Here is a 3,679-nt window from a genome sequence, read left to right as displayed (position 1 = left end):
GCCCATGTGACCGTCGATGACATCGCCAAGCGGCTGATCGACAACGGCTTCCACGCGCCAACGATGAGCTGGCCGGTGGCGGGCACCCTGATGGTGGAGCCGACCGAGTCCGAGACCAAGGCCGAGCTTGACCGCTTCATCACTGCGATGCTGGCGATCCGGGATGAGATCGCGGCGATTGAAAAGGGCGAGATCGATGCCGAGAACAACCCGCTGAAACACGCGCCCCATACGGTCAATGCGCTGATCGGCGACTGGGACCGGCCCTATAGCCGCGAACAGGGCTGCTTCCCGCCGGGATCGTTCCGGGTGGACAAATACTGGCCGCCCGTCGGCCGGGTCGACAACGTCTATGGCGACCGGCATCTTGTCTGCATCTGCCCGCCGCTGGAAGACTATATGGAGGCGGCCGAGTAAGGCCATCCTCTGGTAGGCGATCCGTCGACCAAGTGTCTGCAGGACGTATGGCAGACAGGTCAGCAATAAGCAGGTTCCGGGTCGCGGACCCGGGACCTGAAGCGCGACAGTCGCGGGGCCGGAACGGAGGCCCGCATGACAGACCTGACCCTCGCCCTTGTCGTTTTTCTGTTCCCGCTGGCCTACAGCCCCGGGCCGGGAAACCTGTTCTTCGCCGCCACCGGTGCGCGGTTCGGGCTGGCAGCGACATTGCCCGCTTCGACCGGGTACCATGTCGCCACATGGATCGTGACGCTCGCCGTCGGGTTTGGCTTTGCCGCAGCGTCAAAGGTTGCGCCGGGTGCTTTCGCCGTGTTGCGCTGGGCCGGGGCGGCCTATGTCCTCTGGCTCGCATGGGGCTTCACCCGCGCCGGCGCGATGGCTGATGCCATCGACGGGCGAGGGGTGGGGTTCGGAACCGGTGTTTTCCTGCTTCTTCTGAACCCCAAAGCCTATGTGATCATCGCGCTCATGTTCTCGCAATTCCTGTCTGTCGGGCAGGGGGCAGGGCAGATCCTCTGGATCACCACGGTCTTCACACTGAACAACCTTCTGGCCTTCAGCTTGTGGACCCTGATGGGTGACCGGCTGGCTGCCCGGTTCCGCGATGATCTGGCGGCGCGGCGGCTCAACATGATGTTTGGCCTTTTGCTGGCCGGTGTCGCCATGTGGATGGCCACGGTCTGAGAGGCGACTTGATCCTGGACAAGGTCCCCATGGCCGGATCGTGCTTTTGTTCGCCAGCTACAGCAGGAAAGGGCGCGACATGTTGGACATTACCCCGGCCAAAGTGGTTCAGGTCATATTCCTGGCGCGGGAAGGTGCGATTGCCGCAGCGCAATTGCAGGAATTCATCGCTGGCCTGAACGAAGACGACAAGGCCGAACTGACCGCCATCGCCTGGATCGGGCGCGGCAGTTTCGAGGCCGAGGAATTGCAGGACGCGATCGCGACCGCGCGGGCCGAGGCCACGACGCCGACGGCGGATTACCTGATGGGCATGCCGCATCTGGCCGAGAACCTCGAAGGCGGGCTGGAGGCATTGGGCGTGGATGTAAGCGGTGAGGAAGAAGACCTGCTGTGACCTTGCAGGACGGGCGAATGGCCCCAATATTCTCGATGAATGGAATGAGAGATTGCCATGGCCGAGACCCTGAAACTGACCTGCACCGCCTGCGGACAAATGAACCGCTTTCCCACCGCAAGACTGACGGCGGGACCGAAATGCGCGGTTTGCGGTGAAAAGCTGGTGAGCGGCAAGGTCGCCGAGCTGGATCCCTCTGCGCATGGCAAGGCGACAAAGGGCGACGATCTGCCGATCCTGATCGACTATTGGGCGCCCTGGTGCGGACCCTGCCGGATGATGGCACCGGAATTCGCCAAGGCCGCGCAGGCGCTGGCGGGCCGGGCGCGTTTTGCCAAGATCAACACGCAGGATTTTCCGGCAATCTCCCAGCGGCTCGGCATCAGAGGCATCCCGCTTCTGATCCTCTGGCACCGGGGCCGCGAAGTGGCGCGCCTTTCCGGCGCACGGCCCGCGGCAGAGATCGAAGCCTTCGTTCGGTCAAACAGCGCTGCTGCGGTCTGACGCCTTTCTCAGGCGGCCAGCCCTTTGGCCCCCATCGCCAGGAACTTGTCGCGGCGGTCTTTGACCAGATCGGCGGGTTTCTTGCCCGACAGTTCCTTCAGCATCTCGCCGATGGCCTTGCCGACGCTCTCAATCGCTTCGCCGCGTTTGCGCTGGGCGCCGCCGAAGGGCTCGTCGATGATCCGGTCGATGACGCCGAGTTTATGCAGGTCCTGCGCTGTGAGCCGCAGCGCATTGGCCGCCTCGCGCATGCGCTCGGCATCCTTCCACAGGATCGAGGCGCAGCCTTCGGGCGTGATCACCGAATAGATCGAATGTTCCAGCATCGCGACACGGTTCGCGGTCGCAAAGGCCACGGCCCCGCCCGATCCGCCTTCACCGATGATCACCGAAATCAGCGGCACGCCGATCTCAAGGCATTTCTGGGTCGAGCGCGCGATCGCCTCGCTTTGCCCGCGCTCCTCGGCCCCCTTGCCGGGATAGGCGCCGGGCGTGTCGACAAGCGTGATCACCGGTAGCTGGAAGCGATGGGCGACATCCATCAGACGGATGGCCTTGCGGTAGCCTTCCGGTCGGGCCATGCCGAAATTGCGTTCGATCCGGGTTTTGGTGTCCGAACCCTTTTCCTGGCCGATCACCATCACCGGTTGGTCGTTGAAGCGGGCAAGCCCGCCCATCACGGCGTGGTCGTCGGCGAAATTGCGGTCGCCCGCGAGCGTCGTGTATTCGGTAAAGAGCGCGTCGATATAGTCCTTGCAATGCGGCCGGTCGGGATGACGCGCGACCTGACATTTGCGCCAGGGGTCGAGGTTCTTGTAGAGGTCCTTGAGAAGATCCGACGCCTTCTTGTCCAGCGCGGAGGCCTCCTTGGCAACATCCATCCCCTCATTCTTGCGCGCAAGCGCCCGCAGCTCTTCGGCTTTGCCTTCGATCTCGGCCAGCGGTTTTTCAAATTCGAGGTAGTTCATCCCGCACTCCCTGAAGGGTCAGCGGACTATATGCCGCCCACCGGGACAATTTGCAACGGCACGATGGACGTGCAACCGGCCTCTTCATCTTGGCCGAAATACCTGCGGGGTGAATTGGCCGCAGGCCAAGAGGGGGCGGCGAGCCCCCTTTTTCAGCCCGCGATCATTTCGGATTGCCGCACGATCACTTCGGCCTGCTTGATTGAGGCAATATCCACCAGTCGGCCCTTGTAAACCGTCGCCCCTTCGCCGCGCGCCTTGGCGGCTTCCATCGCAGCGAGGATCTCGCGCGCCTCGGTCACCTGCGCCTCGGAGGGCGTAAAGACCTCATTGCAGAGCGCCACCTGTTTCGGATGGATCGCCCATTTGCCGACCATGCCGAGCGTCGCGGAACGGCGGGCCTGTGCGAGAAAGCCCTCATCGTCGGAAAAGTCGCCGAACGGGCCATCGACCGGCAGCACGCCATGGGTGCGGCAGGCGGCAACGATGGCGGCCTGGGCCCAGTGCCAGGGGTCGGACCAGTGCTTTTGCCCCTCGCGGTGCATGTAATAGTTTTCCTGCGTGCCGCCGATGCCGGTGGTCTGCATGCCCATCGAGGCCGCGAAATCGGCGGCACCCAGGCTCATCGCCTGAAGGCGGGGGCTGCTGGCGGCGATTTCCTCCACAT

Annotated in this window: 4 protein-coding genes and 2 pseudogenes; 4 read left to right on the top strand and 2 right to left on the bottom strand. The window is 63.7% G+C overall.

Annotated features, from left to right (window positions below; all coding sequences use genetic code 11):
• The 4 genes and pseudogenes from WBB85_RS14965 to trxC all read left to right on the top strand — a co-directional run.
• A pseudogene (locus WBB85_RS14965) lies at nt 1-417 on the top strand (glycine dehydrogenase (aminomethyl-transferring)); the annotation flags it as partial.
• A gap of 135 nt (nt 418-552) precedes the next feature.
• Nucleotides 553-1,143, top strand: a complete 591-nt coding sequence (locus tag WBB85_RS14960) for a LysE family translocator (RefSeq protein WP_432639399.1) — start codon at nt 553-555, stop codon at nt 1,141-1,143.
• 79 nt (nt 1,144-1,222) lie between these two features.
• Nucleotides 1,223-1,540, top strand: a complete 318-nt coding sequence (locus WBB85_RS14955; protein ID WP_432639398.1) for a DUF3775 domain-containing protein — start codon at nt 1,223-1,225, stop codon at nt 1,538-1,540.
• A 57-nt stretch (nt 1,541-1,597) separates the two neighbouring features.
• Entirely contained in the window at nt 1,598-2,044 is a 447-nt protein-coding gene (trxC, locus tag WBB85_RS14950; protein ID WP_432639397.1) for a thioredoxin TrxC, read from the top strand.
• A gap of 8 nt (nt 2,045-2,052) precedes the next feature.
• On the opposite strand, the gene WBB85_RS14945 is transcribed toward trxC, so the two are convergent.
• Both WBB85_RS14945 and WBB85_RS14940 read right to left on the bottom strand, forming a co-directional pair.
• Nucleotides 2,053-3,012 (bottom strand): acetyl-CoA carboxylase carboxyltransferase subunit alpha, encoded by a 960-nt coding sequence (locus WBB85_RS14945; protein WP_432639396.1) that lies wholly within the window; start codon nt 3,010-3,012, stop codon nt 2,053-2,055.
• A 152-nt stretch (nt 3,013-3,164) separates the two neighbouring features.
• A pseudogene (locus WBB85_RS14940) lies at nt 3,165-3,679 on the bottom strand (L-malyl-CoA/beta-methylmalyl-CoA lyase); the annotation flags it as partial.

Origin of the sequence: Albidovulum sp. (genome assembly GCF_049646345.1) — a bacterium.
In the GTDB taxonomy this organism is placed as follows: Bacteria; Pseudomonadota; Alphaproteobacteria; order Rhodobacterales; family Rhodobacteraceae; genus Albidovulum.
Note: the sequence above shows the minus strand (reverse complement) of the source record. Positions and strands in the feature narration are given on the sequence as shown.

Bases quoted from the DNA above. Each gene is read 5' to 3' on its own strand.
- WBB85_RS14945 (WP_432639396.1), bottom strand. From the start codon at position 3,012: ATGAACTACCTCGAATTTGAAAAACCGCTGGCCGAGATCGAAGGCAAA.
- WBB85_RS14960 (WP_432639399.1), top strand. From the start codon at position 553: ATGACAGACCTGACCCTCGCCCTTGTCGTTTTTCTGTTCCCGCTGGCC.
- trxC (WP_432639397.1), top strand. From the start codon at position 1,598: ATGGCCGAGACCCTGAAACTGACCTGCACCGCCTGCGGACAAATGAAC.
- WBB85_RS14955 (WP_432639398.1), top strand. From the start codon at position 1,223: ATGTTGGACATTACCCCGGCCAAAGTGGTTCAGGTCATATTCCTGGCG.